Annotated in this window: 20 protein-coding genes, 2 tRNA genes and 1 pseudogene; 13 read left to right on the top strand and 10 right to left on the bottom strand. The window is 65.4% G+C overall.

The window, feature by feature from the left end:
• Positions 1-13: 13 nt before the first annotated feature.
• The 3 genes from FPY90_RS16460 (at position 14) to FPY90_RS16470 (ending at position 3,053) form a co-directional block, all read left to right on the top strand.
• Positions 14-1,039 carry a lactonase family protein gene (locus tag FPY90_RS16460; RefSeq protein WP_071214818.1) on the top strand — a complete coding sequence of 342 codons (1,026 nt, stop codon included), beginning with the start codon at positions 14-16 and terminating at the stop codon, positions 1,037-1,039.
• 81 nt (positions 1,040-1,120) lie between these two features.
• The gene (locus FPY90_RS16465) at positions 1,121-1,777 is read left to right on the top strand and encodes an esterase/lipase family protein (protein ID WP_498682193.1); all 657 of its coding nucleotides are present in this window, start codon (positions 1,121-1,123) and stop codon (positions 1,775-1,777) included.
• Between the two features lie 97 nt (positions 1,778-1,874).
• Positions 1,875-3,053 carry a low temperature requirement protein A gene (locus FPY90_RS16470; RefSeq protein ID WP_083411216.1) on the top strand — a complete coding sequence of 393 codons (1,179 nt, stop codon included), beginning with the start codon at positions 1,875-1,877 and terminating at the stop codon, positions 3,051-3,053.
• Between the two features lie 48 nt (positions 3,054-3,101).
• Here the strand turns inward: FPY90_RS16470 and FPY90_RS16475 are convergent.
• Positions 3,102-3,178: transfer RNA gene (locus tag FPY90_RS16475), tRNA-Arg, on the bottom strand.
• A gap of 667 nt (positions 3,179-3,845) precedes the next feature.
• Between FPY90_RS16475 and FPY90_RS16480 the strand changes: the two genes are divergently transcribed.
• The 6 genes and pseudogenes from FPY90_RS16480 to FPY90_RS16505 all read left to right on the top strand — a co-directional run.
• Positions 3,846-5,171: an ABC transporter substrate-binding protein gene (locus FPY90_RS16480; protein ID WP_498682195.1), complete on the top strand. Its 1,326-nt coding sequence runs from the start codon at positions 3,846-3,848 to the stop codon at positions 5,169-5,171.
• Positions 5,172-5,238: 67 nt separating this feature from the next.
• Entirely contained in the window at positions 5,239-6,372 is a 1,134-nt protein-coding gene (locus FPY90_RS16485) for a carbohydrate ABC transporter permease (RefSeq protein ID WP_071214822.1), read from the top strand.
• Positions 6,369-7,265: a carbohydrate ABC transporter permease gene (locus FPY90_RS16490; protein WP_498682198.1), complete on the top strand. Its 897-nt coding sequence runs from the start codon at positions 6,369-6,371 to the stop codon at positions 7,263-7,265. Before FPY90_RS16485 ends, FPY90_RS16490 begins: the two co-directional genes overlap by 4 nt.
• Positions 7,265-8,683 (top strand): GH1 family beta-glucosidase, encoded by a 1,419-nt coding sequence (locus FPY90_RS16495; protein ID WP_498682200.1) that lies wholly within the window; start codon positions 7,265-7,267, stop codon positions 8,681-8,683. Before FPY90_RS16490 ends, FPY90_RS16495 begins: the two co-directional genes overlap by 1 nt.
• An 80-nt stretch (positions 8,684-8,763) precedes the next feature.
• A complete protein-coding gene (locus tag FPY90_RS16500) occupies positions 8,764-9,789 on the top strand; it encodes a LacI family DNA-binding transcriptional regulator (protein WP_286135355.1) in 1,026 nt (341 codons plus the stop codon).
• Between the two features lie 61 nt (positions 9,790-9,850).
• Positions 9,851-10,060: pseudogene (locus tag FPY90_RS16505) on the top strand (DUF2804 family protein); the annotation flags it as partial.
• 328 nt (positions 10,061-10,388) lie between these two features.
• On the opposite strand, the gene FPY90_RS16510 reads toward FPY90_RS16505, so the two are convergent.
• Positions 10,389-10,465 (bottom strand) — tRNA-Arg (locus FPY90_RS16510).
• 308 nt (positions 10,466-10,773) lie between these two features.
• Between FPY90_RS16510 and FPY90_RS16515 the strand changes: the two genes are divergently transcribed.
• From FPY90_RS16515 to FPY90_RS16525, 3 genes are all read left to right on the top strand, one after another.
• Positions 10,774-12,603: a phosphoenolpyruvate carboxykinase (GTP) gene (locus FPY90_RS16515; RefSeq protein ID WP_071214911.1), complete on the top strand. Its 1,830-nt coding sequence runs from the start codon at positions 10,774-10,776 to the stop codon at positions 12,601-12,603.
• Between the two features lie 253 nt (positions 12,604-12,856).
• Positions 12,857-13,339, top strand: coding sequence for a PadR family transcriptional regulator (locus FPY90_RS16520; protein WP_498682202.1), 483 nt, complete (start codon positions 12,857-12,859; stop codon positions 13,337-13,339).
• Complete coding sequence (locus FPY90_RS16525) at positions 13,336-14,574, top strand: alpha/beta fold hydrolase (RefSeq protein ID WP_498682203.1); 1,239 nt, start codon at positions 13,336-13,338, stop codon at positions 14,572-14,574. Before FPY90_RS16520 ends, FPY90_RS16525 begins: the two co-directional genes overlap by 4 nt.
• A gap of 93 nt (positions 14,575-14,667) precedes the next feature.
• Here FPY90_RS16525 and FPY90_RS16530 read toward each other — a convergent pair whose 3' ends face one another.
• Both FPY90_RS16530 and FPY90_RS16535 read right to left on the bottom strand, forming a co-directional pair.
• Positions 14,668-16,239 (bottom strand): AbgT family transporter, encoded by a 1,572-nt coding sequence (locus FPY90_RS16530; protein ID WP_498682205.1) that lies wholly within the window; start codon positions 16,237-16,239, stop codon positions 14,668-14,670.
• Positions 16,236-17,504, bottom strand: coding sequence for a metal-dependent hydrolase family protein (locus FPY90_RS16535; RefSeq protein ID WP_217641890.1), 1,269 nt, complete (start codon positions 17,502-17,504; stop codon positions 16,236-16,238). Before FPY90_RS16535 ends, FPY90_RS16530 begins: the two co-directional genes overlap by 4 nt.
• A 69-nt stretch (positions 17,505-17,573) precedes the next feature.
• On the opposite strand from FPY90_RS16535, the gene FPY90_RS16540 reads away from it, so the two are divergent.
• Positions 17,574-18,623 (top strand): Lrp/AsnC family transcriptional regulator, encoded by a 1,050-nt coding sequence (locus FPY90_RS16540; RefSeq protein WP_083411219.1) that lies wholly within the window; start codon positions 17,574-17,576, stop codon positions 18,621-18,623.
• Positions 18,624-18,727: 104 nt separating this feature from the next.
• On the opposite strand, the gene FPY90_RS16545 is transcribed toward FPY90_RS16540, so the two are convergent.
• The 6 genes from FPY90_RS16545 to FPY90_RS16570 form a co-directional block, all read right to left on the bottom strand.
• The gene (locus tag FPY90_RS16545; RefSeq protein WP_071214828.1) at positions 18,728-19,909 is read right to left on the bottom strand and encodes a globin domain-containing protein; all 1,182 of its coding nucleotides are present in this window, start codon (positions 19,907-19,909) and stop codon (positions 18,728-18,730) included.
• Between the two features lie 898 nt (positions 19,910-20,807).
• The gene (locus tag FPY90_RS16550) at positions 20,808-22,097 is read right to left on the bottom strand and encodes an ABC transporter permease (protein ID WP_498682209.1); all 1,290 of its coding nucleotides are present in this window, start codon (positions 22,095-22,097) and stop codon (positions 20,808-20,810) included.
• Entirely contained in the window at positions 22,094-22,795 is a 702-nt protein-coding gene (locus FPY90_RS16555; RefSeq protein WP_498682214.1) for an ABC transporter ATP-binding protein, read from the bottom strand. The genes FPY90_RS16550 and FPY90_RS16555 overlap by 4 nt, the downstream gene beginning before the upstream one ends.
• A gap of 353 nt (positions 22,796-23,148) precedes the next feature.
• A complete protein-coding gene (locus tag FPY90_RS16560; protein WP_498682217.1) occupies positions 23,149-23,595 on the bottom strand; it encodes an RrF2 family transcriptional regulator in 447 nt (148 codons plus the stop codon).
• A gap of 265 nt (positions 23,596-23,860) precedes the next feature.
• Positions 23,861-24,343 (bottom strand): hypothetical protein, encoded by a 483-nt coding sequence (locus FPY90_RS16565; RefSeq protein ID WP_071214829.1) that lies wholly within the window; start codon positions 24,341-24,343, stop codon positions 23,861-23,863.
• Positions 24,340-25,761: a phosphomannomutase/phosphoglucomutase gene (locus FPY90_RS16570; protein ID WP_498682219.1), complete on the bottom strand. Its 1,422-nt coding sequence runs from the start codon at positions 25,759-25,761 to the stop codon at positions 24,340-24,342. Before FPY90_RS16570 ends, FPY90_RS16565 begins: the two co-directional genes overlap by 4 nt.
• Positions 25,762-25,776: the final 15 nt, after the last annotated feature.

Below are 25,776 nucleotides of genomic sequence, written 5' to 3' on the forward strand. Positions count from 1 at the left end.
GAGGATTGGGGGTATGGACAAGCGGTTTTGGGTTGGCGGCTATTCGCCCGACGGCGGCGGAACTAGCCTTGGCATCCGGGCCATCGGGATCCGCAACGGCGTGCTGAACGACCTGGGCCTGGCCCACGCCGCCGATTCGCCGTCGTGGCTGGCAACCCACCCGACGCTGCCGGTGCTTTATGCGGCGCTCGAACACCGCGGAGAGGTCGCCGCCTACCGCATCCTCGGCGACGACCGGCTCGAACCCCTGGGCAGGCCCGTGCCGGCCGGGGAGCTGGTGTGCCATCTGGCCGTCGCGGCCGCATCCGGCACACTGGTTGCCAGCTGCTACGGGGACGGGAAGGTGCTCGCCTACCCGATCAACCCCGACGGGTCCCTGGCGGGACCGGCGACCGCACCGGCCTCGAGCGACCCCTTTGCCGTGCCGGGGCACCAAAGGCGCGCCTCTCGCTCGCACCAAAGCACGGTGCTGCGTTCGGGCCGGGTCATCACCACCGACCTGGGCCATGATTCGGTGCGGATCTGGGACCTGGTCGCAGGGGAGCTGCAGTTGCGCCAGCAGGTTGCATTGCGCAAGGGGGACGGCCCGCGGCACCTGGTAGAGCATCCCTCGGGACTCATCTATGTGGTGACCGAACACAGCGCCGAGGTCATCGCGCTGGGCGCCGATGCCGCCGGGCACTACGGGGAAGTCTCCCGGAGCACGCTGGGTGAATCGATCCGGGCCGGTGAGCATTTCCCGGCGGAGATCTCATTGGACCTGCCCACCAACCGGCTCTACGTCGGGGTCCGGGGTGCCCGGGTGATCGCGGTGCTGGGACTGAACGCCGGGCGTCCGGTCTTCCTGGGCAGTGCACCGTGCGCGGGGGAGTGGCCCCGGCACCACGTGCACGTCGGCAACTCCTTGCTGGTGGCCAACCAGCTTTCGAACACCATCGAGGCCATCGGGCTGGACTCCGCGGACGGGCTGCCCAACCGGCGTCTCAGCTCCCTGGCGCTGGAAAGCCCCACCTGCATTGCAGCGCAAGTGGACGTGTAGCGTGGCTGCCTGATGCGCCCGGGAAACCCGTGGTGGCGTTTGCTTGACTATTCCCATGCCGCGCAGGTCCAAGCCCGTTCGGTGTTTCGGCGGAGCGCGCCGAGGGATTTCGCCGCGGGGGATCCGGGGCTCCCGGCCGTCGTGCTGCTGCCCGGCGTGTACGAAACATGGCTGTTCCTCGAACCCGCGGCCGAGGGCCTTCGGCGGGCCGGGTACCGCGTCTTCACCGTTCCTGCTCTGGGATTCAACCACCGCTCCGTGCCCGAGTCCGCCGCACGGGTGCGCCGGCGCCTGGTGGAACTGGGCCAAACGCACGGCGTGGAGCAATGCCTGCTGCTGGCACACAGCAAGGGCGGGCTGATCGGCAAGCACGCGATGCTCGATGCCCTGCTGCCGCCGGAATCGGCACTCCGACCGGAGGGACCCGAGATCCGGGGGATGGTGGCCATCAATACCCCGTTTGCCGGATCCGTTTACGCCAGGTACCTCTTCCCGCGGGCCCTGCGGCAGTTCTCGCCCGGCGATGCTGTCCTGCTCTCCCTGCAGGCCCAGGTGGAGGCGAATGGGCGGATCACCTCCATTTTCCCTGAATTCGACCCGCATATCCCCGGCGGCAGCGCCTTGGCCGGCGGCACGAATGTGCGGCTGCCGGTGTCCGGGCATTTCCGGACGTTGAAGGATCCGCTGGTGCTGGCCGCCGTGAGCGACGCGGTCGCGACACTGGCCGCCGGCCGCTGAACGGGCCGGGCCGTACTCTGGTGCGCGGGGCCCCGGGGTGCCCATAATGGGCTGTCAGGCTTTCCGCTGCCGGTGAGGGAAAAGAGATGGGTGTCCGGTGTCTTCCACGGAATCCGACCCGCACCGAGCAGTAATTCCGGGAAGGGATGCCGGGGAGCATCGCCCCGCCGACTGGTACGAGTTGTTCTTCGACTTGGTCTTTGTGGTGGTCATTGCCGTTTCGGCGGAGGTGCTCGAACATGGGCCCACGCCGGGCACGGTGGCCGGTTTCGTGCTGTTGTTCTTTCCGCTCTGGTGGGCCTGGGTCAACTTGATGGTCACCAACAACCTCTATGGCCGGCGTTATGCCCCCATCGGGATGCTGGTGGTGGCCGCCATGCCGGGTCCGGCGGCGATGGCCGTCGCGGTCGCGGGAGGAATCTCCGGCAATGCCTGGCTTTACGCCCTCGGTGCCGTCTGGATCCGGCTGGTGCTGCTGCTGATGTGGATGACGGCCACGGTCCGCGGGGCGATCCGGGTGCCGCTATGGCGGACCCTGGGGTACAACGTGGGTACCGCCGCGCTGTGGTTGGGGTCGATCGCCGTGCCCGCTCCCTACCGCTATTGGATGTGGGCCCTCGCCGTGCTCGCCGAGATGCTGCTGCTGGTGCTGCGTGCCGGGTTCGCCTACGAGGTGTATGAGCAGGTCTCCATTCCCCACTTGCTCGAGAGGATCGGTCTTTTTGTTGTCATCGTGATCGGCGAGGCGGTGTATCTGGGTGTCACCGGGCTGATCGAGCATCCGAGCGGGGGTGGAGCCGCGGCGGCATTCTCCGGATTCGTGGCCTGCGCGTTTCTGGCCCGGGCGTTCTTCCACTGGGGCGTGCCGACGGCGGCCGCGGGACTGGGGGACGCCCGCCTGGCGCAATCCTATGGGGTCATGCGCGATGTCGTGATGTATTTGCCCTTCCTCGTGGTCACTGCCCTGTCATTTGTCTCGGCGGCCGTCGGCATTGCCGTGGAGCATGCGCAGGATCCGCTGGACCTGGAATCCAGGGCCCTGCTCGCGATGGGTGTTGGCGGCTACTACCTGTCCAACGCGTTGATTGCCCTGCGACTCGGGCGCCCGTGGCGGCGGGTGTTGCTGGTGCTGGGATTGGGAATTGCCTTGCCACTCGTGGCCTGCCTGCTCAGCTGGGCCCTGCCCGCCTGGTGCACCTTGGCCCTGGTTGCGCTGGCCCTGGGGGCCATCGACGGGGCGAACGCGTTGCTTTCCCGGCGCTGGTACGGGCGTTGATTCCGGCGTGAATGCAGAAAAGCCGCGATTTCTCGCGGCTTTTCGTCTTGGTGCGCCCAAAGGGATTCGAACCCCTGACCTTCTGTTCCGTAGACAGACGCTCTATCCAGCTGAGCTATGGGCGCATATGCAGTTGTCGGACCAGTCTTGCGACTTGACCTCGAACAACTATACATAGCTTTCGCTGGATGGTCGATCCGCGAGGTCGAATCGTGCGCGATCTCACGCTTTGCGCGCCGACCGCGCGGCAACGAGATCGGTCCCGGGGCCCGCAATCCCGGCCCATCGGGACATGCCGTCCTGTGTCTACCAACCGAGTCGGGGGCGGGTGCCGGACGGCTCGGAGCCGGCCGGTGCGTATCCGAGGGGGCCCGGCCCGCCGGAGCGGTGGATCGGGTGTGGACGGATCGAGGTGTCCGACCATGGGCCGCATGGGGGGAATCTGCAGTGCCGGGGTCGGGCTCTAGGTTGCCGTTTCGGACGGCCATCACTGGATCGCCGGCAGGGAAAGCCGCGTGATGGCCGGCGGCGATACCGGTGGCGCCGCAATTCATGGCCGGGCCGAAGCCGGATGCGTTGCACCCGGGGCGTTGACATTTGTACCGGGCCGTGGAATCTTGTATCTAGAAAGTTCGTGAGAGCGCTCACATTCAGGCTTGAGAGCGCTCTCAGGTTCGACGAATCCCCGGCCAGGTTTGCGAAGGGTGCTCGTCGGCGCAAATTGAGAGCGCTCTCAACAAAGTTCCACCACCATGTATTCGCAGCACCACCAACGCACTCAAAGGAGTGAACGTGAAGTTCTCACGCCACACTAGAACCGCCGCGGCCGTCGCCGGGGCAGCAGCTTTCGCGCTTTTGGCCGCAGGTTGCTCAACAGGCGCCTCCTCGGCGGAGCCCGCCTCGTCGGACAACCCGGTGACCCTGACCGTCACCACCTTCGGCACCATGGGTCTTGGCGACCTCTACAAGCAGTACGAATCCGACCACCCGGGCATCACCATCGAGGCCACCAACATCGACACCGGCGGAAACGCCCTGACCGATTGGAAGACCAAGCAGGCGGCGGGCTCGGGACTCGCTGACGTGCAGGCCGTCGAGGAAGGCTGGCTGGGGCAGGTCATGGCGGTCTCCGACGCCTTCACTGACCTGGGCCAGTATGGCGCCGCCGACATCAAGGACCGCTGGGTGTCCTGGAAGATGGACCAGGCCACCGATCCGGAAGGCCGGGTCATCGGCTACGGCACCGACATCGGACCGGTGGGACTTTGCTACAACAAGGACCTGTTCAAGGAGGCCGGCCTGCCGACCGACCGGGCCGAGGTCGCCTCGCTGCTTGGCGGGGACAACTCCACCTGGGCCGACTACTTCGAGACCGGCAAGAAGTACAAGGAAGCCACCGGCAACGCCTGGTACGACCAGTCGGGCTTCGTCTGGAATTCCATGGTCAACCAGCTGCCCGAGGGCTACTACCAGGCCGACGGAACGCTGGACATCGATGGCAACGCGGCCTTGGCCGAACGCTGGGGCGAACTCGCCGGCGGGGCCGCGGCCGGATTGTCTGCGGGCCAGACCCAATGGGACTGGGGCAAGGGCAAGGCATTTGTCGACGGTTCCTTTGCCACCTTCGTCTGCCCGGGCTGGATGCTCGGGGTCGTCCAGGGGCAGGTCGAGGCCGCCGGCGGAAACGCGGACTCCGGCTGGGACTTCGCCGACGTGTTCCCGGGCGGCGCCACCAACTGGGGCGGAACCTTCCTGACGGTGCCCACCCAGTCCAAGCACCCGGCCGAGGCCGCCGAACTCGCAGCGTGGCTCACCGACGCCAAGGCCCAGGTGGCCGCCTTCCAGGCCGCCGGAACCTTCCCGAGCGTGACGGCAGCCCAAGGCGATCCCGGTGTCAGCGGCAGCAACGCCTTGAGCAAGTTCTTCAACGACGCCCCGGTCGGGGAGATCCTGGCCTCGCGTGCCGAGGGAGTCAAGGCCCAGTACAAGGGCCCGAACGACTCGGTCATCCAGGAGCAGGTCTTCGGCCCGGCGACCATCGCACTGGACAAGGGAACCGACGGGACCACCGCGTGGAACGACGCACTGGCCACGCTGAAGAACCTCGACCTGAAATAGGCCACCGAACGGTTCGGGGCTCGGCATGGGCACCATGCCGAGCCCGGACCCCTGGGAGAAGAAACCAATGACCAGCACCCTCAGCCCGCCCTCGGGGCCGGCGCAAAAGCATGGCCCACGCTCCGGGAGAGCCCCGGTAACACCCAATGCCGCGGAAGCCCCACGCCCCCGCAGCGCGCTGCGCAGCAGGCTGGGGGCCCTGGATGTCAAGGCGTCGCCCTACCTCTACGTTGCGCCGTTCTTCATCCTGTTCGCCCTGGTCGGACTCTTCCCGCTGGTCTACACCTTCGTGGTCTCGATCAACGACTGGGACCTGCTTTCGGGTGCCGGGGAATGGGTGGGCCTGGAGAACTACGCGGCCGAGCTCACCGACCCCTACTTCTGGAATTCGCTGTTCAACACCTTCAGCATCTTCTTGCTTTCAGCCGTCCCGCAACTGGTCGCGGCAACCTTCATTGCCGCCCTGCTTGACCAGAACCTGCGCGCGAAGACCTTTTGGCGCATGGGCGTCCTGCTACCCTACGTGGTCACCCCTGTGGCAGTGACGCTGATCTTCTCCAGCGCCTTCGACGAGAAATACGGGCTGATCAACAACCTCTTGCAGATGCTCGACATCGACCCGGTCGGCTGGAAGTCCGAGGTCCTGCCCTCCCACCTGGCCATAGCCTCGATGGTGAACTGGCGCTGGACCGGCTACAACGCGCTGATCCTGCTGGCGGCCATGCAGGCCGTGCCTCGGGACCTGCACGAGTCGGCGTCGCTGGACGGCGCAGGGGCCCTGCGCCGCTTCTTCTCCATCACGCTGCCGGGCATCCGCCCGACCATGATCTTCGTGATCATCACCGCAACCGTCGGCGGCCTGCAGATCTTCACCGAACCCAAGCTCTTCAACCCCAGCAGCTCGACCCTCGGCGGGCCCAACCGCGAATACCAGACCACCGTCCTTTACCTCTGGGACCTGGCCTTCAACCGGGGAGACTTCGGCAAGGCCTCGGCCGTGGCCTGGTTGCTCTTCTTGATCATCATCGGCGTGGGACTGCTCAACTTCTTCATCTCCCGCTCGATCGCCTCGGCCGATGCGAAGCACCACGCCAAATCCGGCCGGACGGCCCGCCGGGCGGCCCGCCGGGCGGCACGGAAGCGCACGTTGCGGCGCGCACACGGGCAGGCCGCCCATGATTCGAAGGAGGATCCGTCATGAGCACCAAAACCGAGTTGTCCCCGGGGCACGGTACCCGGACCGCGCCCGCCAAGACCCGGCGCAAACGACCCCTTGGCATCGACAGGCGGCCGGGATTCCTCACCTACGGGTTGCTGATCGCCTTCTTCCTGGGCGGGGCCTATCCGCTGTGGTGGTCGTTTGTGACCGGCTCCGGCTCCACCGGTGCCTTCGCCGGGCCGCTGCCGCCGCTCTTTCCGGGAGACGCGTTCCTCTCCAACGTGGCCGAGGTCTTTTCGACCATCGACTTCTGGGCCGCCCTGGGCAACAGCGTCATCGTCTCAAGCGTCATCACGATCTCGGTGGTCGGTTTTTCCACGCTTGCCGGCTACTCCTTCGCCAAGCTGCCCTTCCGCGGAAAATCCGGACTGATGGTGTTTGTCATCGCGACGCTGGCGGTGCCCACGCAGCTGGGCATCATCCCGTTGTTCATGATGATGAAGGAATTCGGCTGGACCGGATCGATCGGGGCTGTCATGGTCCCCACGCTGGTCACGGCGTTCGGGGTGTTTTTCATGCGCCAGTACCTGGTTGATGTCATCCCCGACGAATTGGTCGAGGCCGCCCGCGTCGACGGGGCATCCATGATCCAGACCTTCTGGCACGTCGGGGTCCCCGCAGCGAGACCCGCCATGGCGATCCTGGGGCTGTTCACCTTCATGACGGCCTGGACCGATTACCTCTGGCCACTGCTGGTGGCCCCGCAAAACCCCACCTTGCAGGTGGCCTTGAGCCAACTGCAATCGGCCAAGTACGTGGACCACACCATCGTGATGGCCGGAGCCGTCATGGCGACCATCCCGCTGCTGCTGCTCTTCGTGCTGGCCGGCAAACAACTTGTATCAGGAATCATGGCAGGAGCAGTAAAAGGCTAATGGACAACAAAAAACTTCACGACTTTTCCTGGCCCCGAGACTTTTTGTGGGGATCGGCCACGGCCGCCGCGCAGATCGAGGGAGCCGCGCACGAGGACGGCAAGGAAGACTCCATCTGGGACGCGTTCGCCCGGGTCCCCGGGGCCATCGCCGGCGGCGACCACCCGGAAGTGGCGGTGGACCACTACCACCGGTACGCCCAGGACGTAGGCATAATGAAAGACCTTGGCCTGGATTCCTACCGGTTCTCCACCTCCTGGGCCCGGGTTGTCCCGGGTGGGCGCAGCGTCAATGCCAAGGGCCTGGACTTCTACAGCCGCCTGGTCGATGAACTGTTGGAGGCCGGAATCCTGCCATGGCTGACCCTCTACCACTGGGACCTGCCGCAGGCGCTGGAGGAGCGCGGAGGCTGGGCCAACCGCGACACCGCCCACCGCTTTGTGGAGTATGCCGAGGCGGTCCACGGCGCCCTGGGGGACCGGGTCACGCACTGGACGACCTTCAACGAGCCGCTCTGCTCCTCGCTGATCGGCTATGCGGCGGGCGAGCACGCGCCGGGCCGCAGGGAACCGCGCGCTGCGCTGGCGGCGATGCACCACCAGCACCTGGCCCACGGACTGGCAACCGCGCGGCTGCGCGAGGCGGGCGTCGAAAAGATCGGCATCACGCTGAACCTCACCAATGCGGTGCCCCACGACCCGAGCGACCCGGTGGACCTTGACGCCGCGCGGCGCATCGATGCGTTGTGGAACCGCATGTACCTCGATCCGATCCTGCGCGGCACCTACCCCGCCGACCTGCTCGAGGACCTCAAGGACCACGGCTTGGCGGAACTGATCCTGCCCGGCGACCTGGAAACCATCGCCCGGCCCCTCGACTTCCTGGGCGTGAACCACTACCACGACGACAACGTCAGCGGGCATCCGGCCGGCGCGGACGCGGCCGGCGCGGTGGTCCCCACCGACCGGCCCAAGAGCTCGCCCTTTGTCGGCAGCGAACACGTCTCCTTCCCCGCCCGCGACCTGCCGCTGACCGCCATGGGCTGGGAGGTGAACCCCGCCGGGCTGCGCACGTTGCTGAACCGGCTCACGGCCGACTACCCGAACCTGCCGCCGCTGTACATCACGGAGAACGGTGCGGCCTTCGAAGACGCGGTGGAACCGGACGGGAGCGTGGCCGATGCCCGGCGTTCGGGCTACATCACGGAGCACATCGGGGCCGTTGCCGAAGCCATCACGGACGGAGCCGATGTCCGGGGCTACTTCGTCTGGTCGCTGTTGGACAATTTCGAATGGGCCTGGGGGTATGAAAAGCGTTTCGGCATAGTCCGGGTCGACTACGACACGCAGGAGCGAACCATCAAGGACAGCGGGCTCGCCTACGCCAAGCTGATAGCGGCGAGCCGTACACTGGCATGAACCGGGTGCCGCGGATGCTTGACGCTCCGCGGCACCTCTCCGTCGCCGCGACGGGGACACGGACTTGTCATGGAAGGGGCATGGGAGCAGCAATGGGCGATCCAGCCAAGCAGCAGCCGACCCTCGAGCTCGTGGCGGCGCGGGCGGGGGTCTCACGCGCAACCGTCTCCCGGGTCGTCAACGGATCGCCCAACGTCAAGGCCGAGGTGATCGAGCAGGTCAACCGGGCCATCGCCGAACTCAACTACGTCCCGAACCGGGCAGCACGCTCGCTGGCCAACGGACGCACCAATTCCATCGCCTTGGTGATCCCGGAGAACGCCGCCAGGTTCTTCGCCGACCCCTACTTCGCCACCGTCATCCAGGGTGCCGCGATGTACCTGGCCGACACCGAATTCACGCTCACGCTGCTCATCGCCACCGAGGCCGATCCCGCCAAGACCGGGAGGTACCTGCGCGGCGGGAACGTCGACGGCGCGCTGATCCTTTCCCACCACAGCGACGACCGCTCCTACGTGGAACTGGCCGGATCGCTGCCGATGGTCTTTGGCGGCAGGCCCATGAGCAAGGAGACCGGCCCCGTGCACGTGGTGGACGTGGACAACGTTGCCGCCGCCGCCACCGCAACGCGAACCATCCTGGAATCGGGCCGCAGCCGGGTGGCCACGATTGCCGGTCCGCAAAACATGGGAGCCGGGCAGGATCGCCTGCGGGGCTGGCGGGAGGCCCTCGATTCCGCAGGGCTGGATGCCGACCTGGTGGAGTTCGGGGACTTCACCCCGTCCGGGGGAGAAGCCGCCATGACGGCGCTGCTCGAGCGCGGGCAACCGCTGGACGGGATCTTCATCGCCAGTGCGCAGATGGCCTTCGGTGCACTGAAGGTCTTGCATGAGCGCGGGATCCTGGTGCCCCGGGACGTCTCGATCACCACGGTGGACAACGACTCCTATGCGCAAAGCGCGTCCCCGCCGCTGACCACCGTCGCGCAGCCCGCCGAGCGCCAGGGTGCAACCATGGCCAAGCTGCTCGTGGAATTGATCTCCGGCGGGAAGGTTCCGGAACGGACCATCATCCCCACCGAGCTGATCAAGCGCGGATCGCACTAGAGTTTCCGGCCGGCGGCACAAGACCAGCGAGGAACTCGACTGGCACCACGATACTGCCGATTGGCTGGCGCCCTGGCGGATCTCCGGGCAGAACGTGGAACTGGAATTCACGTCGTTCCGGGACAGGACGAGCCGCACCGAGCAGCTGCTCGTCGCCAGCCGCGGCCACCAATGCTTTGGGCATTTCACCGGTTCGGTGCTGGTCGAGGAGCGCCGGGTCCGGATTGACGGACTGCTCGGTTGGGCCGGGGAAATGCACAACAGGTGGTAGGCCACGAGCCTCCGGAAGAAACGTCAACGCCCAGACACTGGCTGGTCGAAACCGGTGCCCCGGCCCCGGCAATCCGACTCCATGAGTTGGATTCGGACGTGTCCGCGGCCTTTTCGTGAAGCCATTGGCCGCCCTCGAAGTGGCGCCACGGACCGCTTTCGACCCGCAGTTGACCGTGAGGCAAGTCGCGCACGGGTGCGGTGGAATCGAGTCGATCCAGAAGGGCCTGTGAAGCAAGGGCAGCAGCGCCACTTGGGTCGGCAACGCCCGGGGAATGGCCGGCCTGGAGGAAATGCGAAAGGCCACGATTTCTCGTGGCCTTTCTTCTTGGTGCGCCCAAAGGGATTCGAACCCCTGACCTTCTGTTCCGTAGACAGACGCTCTATCCAGCTGAGCTATGGGCGCATATTCTGTTTTCGGTACCAACCTCGCGGTTCGACCTCGAATAACTATACAGACGAATGCCTGCCACGCAAAATTCGGGGGAGTGAACGGTGGGCTGTCTTCGAGTGGCGTTGCATGAAGTATACCGGTCTACGTGTCCTTCGTCACTTTTGTGGTTTGATGGGGGAGGGGCAATGCCCGTGAAGCCGGGCTTTTCGTTGAAGCTAAACCAAATTTGCGAAATTTTTGGGATCCGGGTCACATGGGCCCGGGATTTCCGCCCAATAGCATCGAATCATTGCAAATTCAGCCCAATGGAGGGAATGGACATGAGCGAGAGCTCGGACCAGAAGGTCATCGACGCAGCACCGACCACGCACGCAAAGCTAGCCGCTTGGGTGCAGGAAGTCGCGGAACTGACGAAGCCTGACCGTGTCTATTGGGTGAATGGCACGCAGGAGGAAAACGATCGCCTGACCGCCGAGCTGGTTGAGAGCGGAACGCTGAAGAAGCTGACCGACCCTTCGTTCCCCAACTCCTTCGCTGCCTTCTCCGACCCCAAGGACGTTGCCCGCGTCGAGGAGCGCACCTTCATCTGCTCGGAAAACGAGAAGGACGCCGGCTTCACCAACAACTGGGAAAACCCGGTCAAGATGAAGTCGATGCTCAAGGGCCTGTTCGACGGCGCCATGCGCGGCCGCACCATGTACGTCATTCCGTTCGTCATGGGCCCGCTGGATGCCGAGCAGCCGCAGTACGGCGTGGAAATCACCGACTCGGCCTATGTTGTCGCCTCCATGCGCATCATGGCACTCATCGGCGACAAGGTCCTGCGCCAGATCGAGGCAGAGGACGCATTCTTCGTCCCCGCACTGCACTCGGTCGGCGCCCCGCTGGCCCCCGGGCAGGCGGATGTGGCTTGGCCGTGCAACGAGGACAAATGGATCGTGCACTTCCCGGAAGAGCGCTCCATCTGGTCCTACGGTTCGGGCTACGGCGGAAACGCTCTGCTGGGCAAGAAGTGCTACGCGCTGCGCATCGCCTCGGTCATGGCCCGCGACGAGGGCTGGCTGGCCGAGCACATGCTTATCCTCAAGTTGACCAGCCCGGAAGGCAAGAGCTACAACATTGCCGGAGCTTTCCCGTCTGCCTGCGGCAAGACCAACCTGGCCCTGCTGGATCCGACCATCGAGGGGTGGAAAGCCGAGACCCTGGGCGATGACATCAACTGGATGCGCATCGGCAAGGACGGCGAGCTTCGCGGCGTCAACCCGGAATACGGCCTGTTCGGCGTGGCTCCGGGCACCGGTTGGTCCAACAACCCCAACGCCATGAACGCCATCACCAAGGGCAACTCGATCTTCACCAACGTTGCACTCACCGACGAAGGCGGCGTGTGGTGGGAGGGCATGACGGACGAGGTCCCGGCACACCTGACCGACTGGTTGGGCAACGACTGGACCCCTGAGTCCGGTCGCGTCGCGGCACACCCGAACTCCCGCTTCTGCACCCCGATCGACCAGGTCGACATGCTCTCGCAGGAGTACTACAGCCCGGACGGCGTGGAGATCCACGCGATCCTCTTCGGCGGCCGCCGCAAGACCACCATCCCGCTGGTCACCCAGGCCCGCAGCTGGGCCCACGGCATCTTCATGGGTTCGACCCTGTCCTCGGAAACCACTGCCGCTGCAGCCGGTGCCGTGGGCGTGGTCCGCCGCGACCCGATGGCCATGCTTCCGTTCATCGGCTACAACGCCGGCGACTACCTGAACCACTGGGACTCGATCGAGTCCAAGGCCAACCCGGAGCGCCTGCCCAAGATCTTCCTGGTGAACTGGTTCCGCCGCAACGCCGACGGCGGCTTCGCCTGGCCCGGGTTCGGTGACAACTCCCGCGTGCTGAAGTGGGCCATCGAGCGCATCGAGGGCAAGGCCGACGCCGTGGAGACCCCGATCGGCTTCGTACCGACCGGCGACTCGATCGACCTGACCGGTCTGGACATGACCCCGGCCGACGTCGAGGCCGCCGTGGTCGTCGACAAGGGCGAATGGGCCACCGAGCTGGCAAGCATCGAGGAGTGGTACGCCAAGTTCGGCGAGGCGCTTCCCGCCTCGCTGCGCGCCGAGCTTGATGGCTTGAAGGAGCGCTTGGGAGCCTAGCGTTCCCGGCACGGCAACCTTCGTGAAGGGCCCCGCTGCCATCACCCGCCACCCGGTTACGGGATGGCTGGGGATGGTCGGCGGGGCCCTTCCGTTTCCCCTTCCAGGGTCCCGGCGTCGGCCTCATCGCCAGTGGTCGGGCACGGTTTCGACAGCAAAATGCGTGGCTGCTGGACCAATCCCCTAGGGGATGTGTCAGGATGAAAGCATGATTCTTGCGCGTTTGATCCTCGGGCTCTTGAGTTTGGCGCCCATGACCGGGTATGAACTGAAGAAGCACTTCGACTCGTCCATCAATCACTTCTGGAATGCCGACAAGGCGCAGATATATCGCACACTGGCCCAACTGGTGAAGGACGGGCACGCCACCGTCACCACCGTTGCCCAGAAGAATTACCCGGACCGCCAGGAACACCACATCACCGACGCCGGGCGCGAGGCCCTGGTGGAATGGCTGGGCGGCGAGGTCACCGCGCACACGCCCCGCGAGCCGTTCCTGGCCCGGGTGTTCTTCGCCGCCGAACTCGACCGAGAGTCGGTGCTCGAACTGATCCGCGCCCGGCGCGAGGCCACGCAGGAAGTGCTGGACGACTACCTCTCCCAGCGTGAGGACATCGACATGCGCGCAGCAGCGGACCGCCGCAGCTTCCTGATGGCAGCAACCCTCGACAACGGAATCCGGCATGCGGCCGCCGAGCTTGAATGGCTGGATGCCGTGACGGAGTACCTCCCATGAGCCAGCACGAGGGCGCCTCCGGCGGCGACGCGGGAACGGACGAGGAATTCGTGGACCGCTCGCTGTCCGACGAGACCGCGCGCCCGGCCCCGGAAGACGGGGCGGGCCAGGCATCCCGGGCCGACAGGCCGGCCCGGGAGGCCAACCCGAAACGCGCGCCCAAGGACCACCGGCCCCGCCCCGAACCCGGGCAGGACAAGGGCACAGCGAAGGACGAGGCGAAGCCCGCAGCCGAAGCGGCCGGGGTTCCGGCCGGCGGCCCGGCTGACCCGAAGTCCCCGGAGCACCGGCCGCAGGTTCCCGCCAAGGAAAAGCCCGCGCGCCCGGCCAAGGCGCCAAGGCAACCCCGGCCGGCAGTCCCGGATGCCAGCACCGAGCCGCAGGACCCTGCGGCAGCGGCAGCAGCCAGCGTCTCGGCCAAGCCCGCGGGTCCGCGCGACCCGGGCGGCTACCCGGAGTTCCATGCGCCCACGCGTGCCCGCCGCGACGGCAAGCCGGCCCAGACCATCGTGTTCCTGCACGGCGGAAACGTGGCCAACTGGACCTGGGACCCGCAAGTGCGGGCCTTCGGCGACTACGAGGTGCTCACCCCGCACCTTCCCGGGTTCGGCGCACGCGCCCAGGAAGACTGGGCGGGCCTGGACAGCGCCGCCGACGACGTGGCCGCGGTCATTGCCGACGAGGTCTCCAACGGCGGCGCCCACCTGGTGGGCCTGTCCCTGGGCGGCGTCGTGGCACTGCGCGTGCTGGCCCGGCACCCCGAGCTCGTCGAGTCCCTGCTGATCTCCGGGGTCCCGGCTGCCGGGGTCTCGGCCTCGATGCGCACCATGAGCCGGATGCAGCTGCGCCTCTTCGGCAGCGAATGGTACTGGCGCTTCCAGGCCGGCGCCTATGGCATGGTTGCCGATGAGAAGGACCTGCTCACCGAGCACGGCACGCACCTGCGGGCCGACAACATGCGCGCCATCATGGACGAGGTCGACCCCGGTGGCGTCCCGGCCAAGCTCGGGGACTACAAGGGCCCGGTGCTGGTGATTGCCGGCGGCAAGGAACCCAAGCTGGTGGCCAAGTCCTTCCCGGTGCTGGCCCGCGCGCTGCCGCAGGCCCGGTTCCGCACCGCTGCCGGCATGCACCACCAGTGGAACATCGAGGACCCGATCCTCTTCAACGCGACCGTGCGCGCCTGGGTCGAAAAGGGCACCGCACACCCGCGGTTGCAGGAGCCAAGGCAATAGACGGCACGCAAGCGCGAAACAGAAGGGCCGGAGTCGTTGCGGGAAGCTCCCTGCAACGACCCCGGCCCTTCGGCCTCCGGGGAAACGGGTTCCCTAGCCGATCATGATGTCCATGCCAGGGCCGGTGCCGGTCCCCGTCAAGAAGAACACCGTCAATACCAGCACCCAAAGCACCCAGAAGACCAGCGTGAACGGGAGAAGACGGGCAATGATGGACCCAATGCCTGCTTCCGGCTCGTACCTACGCAGGAACCCAAGGACAACCACCAGATACGGATTCAACGGAGTCAACACCTGGGTTGCGGAATCGCCGACACGGAAAGCCGCCTGGATGAAACCGGCCTCGTAGCCGATTAGGGCGAACATCGGGATGAACACGGCGGCAATCAGCGTCCACAGAGAAGACCCCGAGCTGATCAGGAGGTTTAGGATCGAGACGACGACGATGAATGCGATGATGGCGCCGTAACCGGTGAAGTTCATGTCCTTCAGCATCTGGGCCCCGTTGACGGCAACCCATGAGGCAAGACCGGACCATGTGAACAACGCCAGGAACTGGGCGAGAATGAAAGCCACGATGATGAAGGACACCGCGTCCTTTACGGCCTGGCCCATCATTTCCACGACGGACTGGATATTGGTGATCAATCGAAGACGCGCCCCATAGACGATCGACGGTGCCAGCAATACGCAGAACACTATGAAGATGACCGAACTCAGCAGCGGCGACTTGGGCAGGAATTCGCCGGCCTCGTTACGCAGCGGTGCCCCCTCGGGAAGAGCTAGAGCCAGGACCAGTCCGGCGACGGCCAAAAGGGCCAGTCCTGCCCACCGCAGTGCGGATTTCTCGGCGGCGGTGACTTCCGTGTTCGCGTCCTCGGAGACCATCGAATTCACGCCCACTCCGGCGCGGTTCAGCCGTGGCTCGAGCACCTTATCGATGACCAGACCTCCGGCGATCGTCAGCACGCCGGCCAAGACGATGTTCAGCAGCAGGTTCGACACTGCCGTCACCGGCAGCACCATGCCCGCGACCGGAGCGGCTGCGGCATTGGAGATGCCTGCCAGCAACGCATCCGTGGAGGTGACGAACGGGGTGCAGCTGAATGCCGCCAGCCCGATGGCATAGGACCCGAGCAGGCCTGCCACTGGGTTGCGCCCTGCGGCGCGGAAAACCATGGCCGCTATGGGCGGGATTACCAGGATCGAGGCATCGGACATGATGTGGGCGCACAACGCCACCAACGCCATGACGTATGGCAGTGCCCAACCTGGGGCGCGGCCCAATGTCGATTTGACCAGGACCAGCAACAACCCGGTGCGCTCGGCGACCCCGACCGCCAACAACAAGGTGACCACAACGCCCAACGGCGGGAACCCGATGAAGTTCTGGACGGCAGTGGTCATGAGCCACACGATGCCTTCGCCGGTGAAAAGCCCCTTGACCAAGGTTGGTGTCTCGGCTCCCGGCAGCGTGGTACTCACGTTGAACCAGGAAACCACGGTGGAAATGATCCCGATGGCCAGGAAAAGGTAAAGGAAGAGCGCGAAGGGTTCGGGCAGCTTGTTGCCAACGCGTTCTATATGGTCCAGTGCCCCGGCGCCGAACTTCTTCTTTCCGGCCCGGGGCTTGGTTGGTGGCTTCTTGCTCATCAGGGTGCTCATGCCACGGCCTCTGCCGGCACACCGACGCGGCTGTCCTTGACGATGCGACCCTTGGCCATGACGAGCTCGATGTTCTTGGCATTGGCTAAGGCATGGATGGACGTCAAGGGATCAATACTTGTCAGGACCAAGTCCGCTTCCTTGCCGACCTCGACAGAGCCGACCCGGTCCTCCACCTGCAGCAACCGTGCCGCGTTGAGGGTTCCGGCGACCAGGGCGTCCATCGGCGACATGCCGAAGTCCACAAGGAGGCCCAACTCGGTGAGGTTGGTGCCGTGCGGGGAAATCCCTGCGTCGGTTCCCATGGCCACCTTGACTCCGGCGGATATGGCATTCGAAACGCAGCCGTAGAGGCTTTTCTGTAGGCGCTGCTTCTTTTCAACAGCGTAGGAAGCGGCAGTCGCCGGGTCGGCTGGGACCGTTGCCGTGCTGAGGGTTGGCACCAGGAAGCTGCCTTTATCGAGCATCAGCTCGATCGCCTTTTCATCGATCTCATAGCCGTGCTCGATGCTTCGCACACCGGCGACCAGGGCATTGGAAATGGAACGAGCCGACTGGGCATGGGCAGCAACTGGAACGCCGTGGCTTCCGGCCTCGTCGACCACCGTGCGCATTTCGGCGATATTGAGGCCGTCGTGCCATGGGGTGTCGCGCGGGGACCACACGCCGCCGCTGGCCATCACCTTGATGACTTTTCCGCCCAGGCGCATGACCTCGCGGGTGTTGCGCAAGGCCTCATCCGTCCCGTCGGTCAGGAACCCGATGTCCCCGTTCGGGGAAATCGCGGAGCCTTGGTTGAAGCCGCAGCAGGTGCGAAAATCGCCGTGGCCGCCAGTGGGTCCCAGCGCACGGTAAGCGAAGATGATTTCCGGTCCCTCGACGAGTCCGCGCTCGACGGCCACCTCGGTTGCCATGTCTATGCCGCCCAAATCCCGGACGGTGGTGATCCCGGCGTCAAGGGTGGCGCGCAGCAGCGGAATCGCTGCGTAGTAACCAAAGCGCGGAGGCAGGTGCAGCATTTCGGTTCCGCTGAACTGGCCGGCGGACATGGCCAAGTGGACGTGGGAATCGATGAATCCCGGGAGAAGGACTTGTCCACGTCCGTCAATGCGGATCGCATCGATATCGAAGATCGGTGCATGTGCGTCCGGGCCAACCCATTCGATCTCGCGGCCCCGCACCACGACGGTGTGCATTTCGGCCGGGGCAGTCCCCGTGCCATCGATAAGGGTGACGTGTTCAAATACCGTTTGCAGCTGCTGCAACTTTCCTCCATGTGCGCTGTGTCATAATTTCAACTAAACGTAAGGAGATAGACATGACTTTTCTCCAGAATGCAGGAAAAAGATATTATGGCAAAAAATTTGCAGAAAATTGATGGCATCTCCGAAAGTGACCTGGAGCTTGTCAACGCCCTCCAGCTGGCACCGCGAGCCAGCTGGAGCGAGCTGTCGATGGTCCTGGATGTGCATGCAACCACACTCTCACGCCGCTGGGACCGCATCGCGGAGGCCGGACTGGCTCGCATCTCCACCTCCCCGGGCCATGGCAGTGCCACGCAACTGGAAATGGCATTCGTCGAGCTGACATGCAGAAACAGTCAGGTCACGCAGGTCGCTAACGAGCTTTTCATGGACCACCGGGCCATGACCGTCCAGTTCATTGCAGGGTCTGCTCACCTCTTGGTGACGGTTGCCGCTCCCGGGGGCTCACTGGCGGACTTCCTGATCGCCACCATTGGGTCCATGGACGGAGTGTTGCACTACTCGGTGCGCACGGTGACCGGTCAGTTGGTGGAAGCCAGCAAATGGCATTTTCGTGCATTGCCGGCGGCTACGGTGCGCACGCTTCGAAGCCTTTCCTCTAGCGCCGGTTCCGCTCGCGAAGACCGCAGCGTTGTGATGGATGAAGCCGACCGCGAGGTGGCGCGTTCCTTGAGTACCAACGGGAGGATGGGTTTCAGGGAAATTGGCGATCGCGCCGGAATCTCCGCGCCGGCCGCGGCCCGACGCGTCAACCGGCTGATAGCGGGGAACTTCATCAATGTGCGCTGCGATCTGGTGCGTCACGGGCTGGGACGCAACGTCAGTGCCGTGTTTTGGGGAACCATGACGCCGGAGACCATGCTTCTTATTGACCGAGATCTCGGGGCTGAAATACCGGAACTCCGGATCATGATGGCTGTGACCGGCGCGCACAACATCCACATGGTGGTCTGGCTTAACAGCCCAGCCGATTTGTTAGCCATCGAGCGCAAGATCCTGCGTGCCGTTCCCGGTCTGACCATCGATGACCGGCGGATCGTTCTAAGGACATTCAAATACAACGGTGCAAGGATCACCGAGTCCGAGGTCTTTGGCGACGTGGTTCCCGTGGGGTACTGAAATTAAACGCGAAGGCCGCCACCGAGTGATCGGTGGCGGCCTTCGCCCCCCAAGCGGGTTCCGCTGAGATGCCTACCGTCGCGGGACCCGCGGCTTCCGGGCCGTTAGGCTGCGAGCCACAGGTCGGGTCCGAAGACCTCGTAGTGGATGTTGGTGGCCGGGATGCCGGCCTCGATGGCCTGCGAACGGACCGCGCGCATGAACGGCAGCGGGCCGCACAGGTACAGGCGGGCATCGGCCGGCAGCTCCAGGTTGGCCAAGGACATGTAGCCCTCGGTGGCTTCGGTGCCTTCGGCCTTGGCGTTGATGTCCTCGAGCCACAGCGTCAGCTCGGCGTTGGGCAGGGAATCGACCGACTCGAGCATCTGCTCCTTGAGCGCCCAGGCAGCTTCGTTGGCCTCCGCGTGCAGCACCATGACCTGGCGGTCCGAGCCCGCCGCGGCCAGGGTGGCCAGCGCGGAGGCGCTCGGGGTGCAGCCGATGCCCGCGGTGGCCAGGATGATCGGGGCGCCGGTGGTGTCGATGACCAGGTCGCCGTACGGGTTGGAAAGCTCGATGACGTCCCCGACGTTCAGGTGCTGGTGCATGAACGGGGAGACCTCGCCGCCGCCGTCGAACTTGGTGGTGATCACGCGCTCGGTCGTGGAGGTGACCGAATCGCTGAGGGTGTACTGGCGGCACTGGCGCAGTCCGTCCAGCAGCGGGACCCGCACCGAGACGAACTGGCCGGCCTTGGCCACCGTCACCGGGGTGTCGTCCGCCGGGACGAAGCGGAAGGTGACCGAACCGGTCCCGGCGGCTTCCTTGGCAACGAGCTTCCAGTCGGTCCAGATCTTGTCGTTGGCCTGCTGCGCGTAGAGGCCCTTTTCGATCTTGACCAAGGCGTCGGCCATGAGCCAGTAAACCTCGGACCAGGCCTCCGCGACCTCGGGGGTCACCGCCTCGCCCAGGTCGTCGACGATGGCGGCGAAAAGGTGCTCGTAGACGATGGCATACTGTTCCTCGACGATGCCCAGCGAGGTGTGCTTGTGGGCGATGCGGGAAAGCACCGCCTCGGGCAGGGTGCCGGGGTTGTTGACCAGGTGGGTGGCGAAGGCGGCGATGGATCCGGCCAGGGCCTGCTGCTGTGCACCGTTCTTCTGGTTGGCGCGGGAGAAGAGTCCGTCAAGGAGTTCCGGGCGGGCCGCGAACATCCGGTCGTAGAACTTCGGGGTGATGTGGGAGATCCGCTCGCCAATGATTGGCAGCGTGGCTTCGATGACCGGGCGGGACTTGTCGGAAAGCATCTTGTGGCTCCTTGACGAAGGGTGGCTCTTATCTTGCATCTTTCATGCAAGATTGATACTTCATTTCTACAGGGCGTAGAAGGTTGATGCAAATCGGCCCGCTGGGTTCGTGAAGGAGGAAGTCTTTTTGGGGCATCAAACCCCTGGGCCTTGGCGCCCGCGCAATGTCCGTGAAGCCGCCATGAGGGCCGGGAATTCGGCGATCTGGCGGTCAGGAGGTGGTTCGCCACGAGCTGGGGACCATCAACCCCCAATTTTTGCCACTCCCGTGGGACCACCCGGCGTGCCTAGCCGTGTGCCCTCGGATCACTTGTTGTATCGACGCATCGGCATCATCGAGGCGGAGGTCCAGGAAGTTGGGTTTCAGAGCGGTCAGCGAGTTTTGGAGCAGGGAAGCTTTGACGTCGTGGCTGGAGGGCCAGGGATTGCGTACGGCTGCTGAACGCTCGGGGGTGGACCGCAAGACGGCCCGCCGCTACGTGCAGGCGGCACAGGCTGCCGGGCTGGTGCGGGACACCGCGGAGACGGCGGTGACCGACGATCTGGCCGGCGCCGTGGTTGCCGGGGTGCGCCCGACACGTCCCAACGGCCACGGACAGCAACGGGAGCTGCTGGTGCCCCTCAACAAGCCCGCCCGCTTCAGGTCTTCGACGAGGTCGAACACGAATTCCTGCTGCCGGTCCGGGCCGCCTGCGACGTGCCGATGTTCCGGGACGCGAAGGTGTACCGTGGCCACACATCGAGGTCGGCAAGGCCCTGTATCCGGTGCCCGGGGACTACATTGGCTCGCAGGTGCAGGTGCGCCGACAAGGAGCTGGTGAAGATCTACCAGCGCGGCGCTGAAGAAGGCCCACCCAGCCCAGGGCTGGGTGGGCAGGTTGCCTCCGGGGCCGGTGGGTTATTCGTAGCGCAGGGCGTCGATCGGGTTCTGCCTGGCTGCCCGGCGGGCCGGCAAGGTTCCGGCCAGGAAAGCGATGAGCATGACCACTGCGATGATCAACGCCACGGATCCCGGGTCGAACTGCATGATGTGCAGCCCTGGGAGGTCGGAGAGCACGGTGTCGGCCAAGACGTTGCTAAGCAGCGATCCCAGGCCGATGGCGGCAAGGGCGCCGATGGCGCTTCCGAGGAAGCCAATGAAGATGGCTTCGAGGCTGAACAGCGCGTAGACCTTTCCGCCGCCCATGCCCATGGCTTTCATGAGCCCGATTTCCCGGGTTCGTTCCTGCACGCTCATCAACAACGTGTTGATGATGCCGAATCCCGCGGCAATCAACGCGATCACCGCAAAGGCGTTGAGCACCCCGACGATGCCGTTGATGACGCTTTGGAAGGTACCCAGCTGGTCCTGGATGGTCTGCCCGGTGTAGCCCTGCGCGGCAAGGGAATCCTTGATGCCCTGCGCATGCTCGGTCCCGAGTGCCTCGTCGAAATAGGCCGTTGCGACGATGAAGCCCTCAACGGCATTGCTTGGCTTGCCGGTGTCCTGAATGGCCTTGATCTTGTCGGTGAGGTTCTGGTTGATGCCGGAGCCGCCGCTCAGGAGGGTCTCGTGCTGCACGCCCACCACCGTGGCCTGGATGCTGCTTTGCGCGCCCGCATGGCTGGTCACCCCGATGCCAACCGTGGAGCCGACGATGTCATCGGGGCTTCCCATCCCCAGGGTCTCGAGATATGTGGAGGGCAGCAGGATTTGGGGTTCGTTGCCGGGATTGTCCAGCTGGGCGCCCCCGGCAAGGTCCACTTGGGTGATGCCCAGGTTCGGGTTCAGTGCCAGCTCGTACTTGCCCTGGTCGGCGAACTCGATGTAGTCCGGAGCAACCAAGACAACCGGTTCAACGTGCAGGACCCCGCTGGTGGCTGCGATCTCATCAAGGTCGCTGTGGGCCAGCATGCCCATGGAGCTGCCCGGGGGACCTGCCATGCTGCTGGAGGCCTTGGCTGCCGCCGGATCGTATTTCGCCGGACCCTCCGCCCCGGCGTCGTCTGCCTTGCTGACGATGATGACGTCGGTGGCGCCCATGGCGGCGACCTGGGTGTTGATGTAGCGGGAGACGCCGGTGCCCACGGCGCTGGTGAGGGTGAGGGTGAAGGCCCCTATAAAGACCGCAACAATCGTGAGCGTGGTGCGCAGTTTGCTGCGGAAGGTATTGGAAATGGCCGAGGTGAGGATATCGGTGAATTTCATGCCCGGGCCGCCAGATCGTCTGCCGTGCTGTGGAGCCCGTCGCGCACATGAAATTGCCGGTCGCACCGCGAGGCCAGGTCGCGGTCGTGGGTCACGATGATCAGCGTGATGCCGCGTTCCTTGTTGAGTCGGAAGAGGATGTCTTCCACGACCGCGCCCGTGGCCGTGTCCAGGTTCCCGGTGGGCTCGTCGGCGAAGATGACCTTGGGGTCATTGACCAGGGCGCGGGCGATGGCCGCGCGCTGCTTCTGGCCGCCGGAGAGGTCGGTGGCCTTGTTCTTCGCCTTGTCAGCCAGCTCGAGCTGCTCCAGGGCGGCCATGCCGCGCTTCTTGCGTTCCCCGGGGGGCACCCCGGCAATCACCAGGGGAAGGACCACGTTGTCCAGGACCGAGGCATTGGGGGTCAGGAAGAACTGCTGGAACACGAAACCGAAGTCCCGGTTTCGCATCCTGTTCAGGTCCTTGCCCTTGATGTCGGCCGAGTCGATGTTCCCCACCCTGAGCGTCCCGCCGTCAATCGTGTCCAGCAGCGCCAGCAGGTGCATCAACGTGGATTTCCCCGATCCGCTCTTGCCTACGATGGCCAGGGATTCCGCCTCATTGATCGTCAGCGAAACTCCCTTGAGCGCATCAAACCTGGATGGGCCGTGGCCATAGGATTTCGTGATCCCCCGGGCCTCAAGAATTTTCATGGTCATCGGTGAACTTTCTGGACGTGGGAACCGCGCGGGAAGCACCGCGCGGGAATCTGCCATCTCAATAAACCAACTTGAATCATATGCGTTGAAGGTACACGGACTGCAAGGTTTCGGTGTCTGAAAGATGGAATCGGTGTGCTGCCGTGGCGATGGCCATCGATATCTTGTTGGCCCAGTCGGCCATCGGCCGGCTGATGCAGGGCGCCCACCTGCTCGTTGTCGAAGGTCCCTCGTGGAGCCAACATCCAGAGGAAGGCATGACGAAAATGGTGGGTCAGCAATGCCCGGTAGCACTCGCAGGTGGTCCCAGGCGCGTGGCAACACGGTGGTCCCTTGGCGTTGGCAAATGACCGTCAGGGCATGGAGGGGAAAGGCAGCGGTGCCTTGGTGGAAACAGGGGTGAGATCATCGATGCTGAGCAGGTCCAGCTCTGCGTAGAAGGCTTCGCGCGCCCGGCGCAGGGCACTGCGCAGCTTGCACCCGGCAAGCAGCGGGCATGGAACACCGGCCTCGGAGATGCAGTCGACAACATCCTCGCGGAGATCGAGGTCGCGCATCAAGGTGCCCACGCGCAGCTCCAGGCCGCGGCCGGTGATCTGCGATCCGCCGTAGCGCCCGCGCGCCACGTCCAGGGCGCCGCGGTTGCGCAGCTCCACGACGGCCTTGGCCACGTGGTTGTAGGGCACGCCGATCTGCTCGGCGATGTCCTTGGTGGTGACCTGCTGGTCGCGACGGGAGCCGAGAAACATCAAGGTGCGCAGGCACACGTCTGCATAGGCGCTGAGTTTCACGTGTTCCATTCTCGCAGGTGTTGGAATCCTGCGCAGTGATCCATGCCTCCGGCAGCCGGCGCCCGCCCGGTATTGCTCCCGCAACCGCTTCGATCATTTTCCCGGCCCCCGGTGATCCTGCCCCGCCTTCGACTTCGGGCGGCCCTGGCTCCCGCCGCGGAGCCGAATACCGGAAACCTCCCGCTCGGGGCGGAAACCTGGCAGCCGTTCAAAGACCTGTGGCCCGGATCCGGGGAACCGGTTCCGGGCCACAGGCCGAAAAGCAAACGGGGGGTTAGGCCCAGACCTGGATCTGGCCGCCCTCGGCGCTGGGCTCGGAGAACTCCCAGATCCCGGTTTCCGGATCCGGTGCGGTGTAGGGCTGCACGATGGCGACCGAACCGCCGTTGCGGTGCTCGGCCAGCACGTGGACGGCGTCCGTGGCGTCGTCCAGCAAGGTGACATCCGAGACGAAGGCCACGGCGTTGAACGATTCGCGTTGGTCCTGCAGCAGCTGGACGAGATCGGCCATCATGACCTCGGCGTCGATGTCGGCTTCCGGGTCGTCGAGGTCCTCGGTGGGCTGGACGGCCAGCAGGCGCAATTCCGGCTCGGCGTTTTCCTCGGTGGCCGGTTCCACGGCGATGGCGAAGGGCAGGAAGACGCCCTGTTCCTCCAGCTGTTCGCGGGCCACGCCCAGGGCGGTGCCCAGGACCTTGTTCAGCTCGGCCTGGGCGGCCTCGTCGAGTTCGGCGATCTTGTTTTCGGGGGTGCTCATGCGTTGCTCCTGACGATTGAGAGGACCTGGTTGCGGATCGATTCCATGGTCGCGGTGTCTATTGCTTCCCCGTTGTAGCGGAGGAAGGGTTCGGTGTTCGAGGGGCGCAGGTTGAACCAGTACGACCCATCGACGGCGGCCACGGTGGTGCCGTCCATGCGGGTGACGGTGACCGGGGCATCGGTGAATTCCGCCAGCACGCGGGCCACGGCCCCGGCCTTGTCCTGGACCTCGGAGTTGATCTCGCCGGAGGAAACGTAAGGCTCGTACTCGGCGGCGAACTCGCTCAACGGGGTGTCCTGGTGGCCGAGGGCCGCCAGCACGTGCATCGCCGCGAGCATGCCGGTGTCAGCGTTGTAGAAGTCGCGGAAGTAGTAGTGGGCGGAGTGCTCCCCGCCGAAGACCGCGCCCTGCTCGGCCATGACGGCCTTGATGAAGGAGTGCCCCACGCGGGTGACCACCGGGCGGCCGCCGGCGGCGGTGACGGCCTCGGGCACGGCGCGGGAGGTGATCAGGTTGTGGATGATGACCGGGGTGTCCTCGCCCGCGGCCCGGGCCCGGGCGATCTCGCGCACCGCGACCAGGGCGGTGATCGCCGAGGGGGAGACCGGCGCGCCCTTTTCGTCGATCACGAAGCAGCGGTCCGCGTCCCCGTCGAAGGCAAGCCCGATGTCGGCTCCGTGCTCGATGACCGCCGCCTGCAGGTCGCGCAGGTTTTCCGGCTCCAGCGGGTTGGCCGGGTGGTTGGGGAAGGTGCCGTCGAGTTCGAAGTACATCTCGATGATTTCCAGCGGCAGCCCAGGCAGCAAGGTGTCGCCGAGCACCGCGGGGGTGGTGAGCCCGCCCATGCCGTTGGCCGCGTCGACCACGACCTTCAGCGGGCGGATGCCTGAGAGGTCGACCAGTTCGCGCAGGTAAGCGGCGTAGTCCGCCAGTACGTCGGCTTCGGTGACGGTGCCCTCGGGGGCCTCGGTGGACACCGGCAGGCCCTCGTCCAGGTAGGACTGGGCCAGGTCGCGGATGTCGAAGAGCCCGGTGTCCGAGGAGACCGGGACGGCACCGGCCTTGGCCATCTTGATGCCGTTGTAGGCGGCGGGGTTGTGGCTGGCGGTGAACACCACCCCGGCGCAGCCCAGCGAACCGGCGGCGAAGTACAGCTCGTCGGTGGAGATCAACCCGAGCATCTTCGGGTTGGCGCCGCGGTAGGCGGCACCGCGCGCGAAGGCAGCGGAAAATTCGGGGGAGGAGGGGCGCATGTCCCCGCCGACCAGGACGTCCTGTCCGGCCAGGCCCAACACGTCGACGAATGCGGCGCCAATGGCCTCGACCGCCTCTGTGGTAATGGTGGCCCCGACGATGCCGCGCACGTCGTAGGCCTTGAAGGACTCTGAAAGATCGATTTCCACACTCACACCCATGAGCTTATCCGGTTG

This window comes from Arthrobacter sp. C2, assembly GCA_024207135.1.
Lineage (GTDB): Bacteria > Actinomycetota > Actinomycetes > Actinomycetales > Micrococcaceae > Paeniglutamicibacter.